This is a genomic window from Streptomyces sp. NPDC057697 (assembly GCF_042799335.1).
GTDB lineage: Bacteria > Actinomycetota > Actinomycetes > Streptomycetales > Streptomycetaceae > Streptomyces.
In genome coordinates this window covers 1-856 of sequence record NZ_JBHVJA010000006.1, presented here as the reverse complement: position 1 = coordinate 856, position 856 = coordinate 1, and the positions used below count along the sequence as shown (strand labels likewise).

Annotated in this window: 1 rRNA gene and 1 pseudogene; both read right to left on the bottom strand. The window is 68.2% G+C overall.

From position 1 onward, the window contains the following. A pseudogene (locus ACFVFH_RS17515) lies at positions 1-557 on the bottom strand (hypothetical protein); the annotation flags it as partial. 204 nt (positions 558-761) lie between these two features. Next, positions 762-856 (bottom strand): 5S ribosomal RNA (gene rrf, locus ACFVFH_RS17510); the annotation flags it as partial.

Below are 856 nucleotides of genomic sequence, written 5' to 3'. Positions count from 1 at the left end.
ATCGTCGTCCCGACGCGGACCACGATCCCGATCACGGTCACGGTCATCACGACGGAACCCACCACCGGAACCGCCACCACGGTTGTCGTCACGCCGGAAACCGCCACCCCGGCTGTCGTCGCGACGGTAGCCGCCGCCCCGGTTGTCGTCATCACGACGGGGGCCACGCGGCCGGTCGTCACGCCGCTCGAACCCACCCGCAGAACGCCCACCACGGTCGTCGTCGCGACGCGGGCCACGATCCCGATCGCGGTCACGGTCATCACGACGGAACCCACCACCGGAGCCACCGCCCCGGTTGTCGTCACGGCGGAAGCCGCCGCCCCGGCTGTCGTCGCGGCGGAACCCACCACCGGAGCCACCACCGCGGTTGTCGTCACGGCGGTAGCCGCCACCACGGTTGTCGTCATCACGACGGGGGCCACGATCGCGGTCACGGTCGTCGCGACGGAAGCCGCCACCACCGCTTCCACCGGAGGGCCGGCTGTCATCGCGACGGTAGCCACCACGGTCGTTGTCCCGGCGCGGGCCGCCGGAACGGTCGTCACGACGGCCACCGAAGCCGCCTCGGTCACCACCGTCCCGGCGACGCGGCTCGCGTTCCGAACGATCGTCGGGAGAGTTGGTGGACATCGGCGTGACTCCTGTCATCGGGTACTACAAGACATTCTGGCGCAGTCGGACATCCGACGCGCTTCGACAAAAACAAAAGGACCCTTGGTCCCAGCGTGAACGCTGGGACCAAGGGTCCTTGAAAGATTGTTCGGCGGCGTCCTACTCTCCCACAGGGTCCCCCCTGCAGTACCATCGGCGCTGAAAGGCTTAGCTTCCGGGTTCGGAATGTAACCGGGCGTTT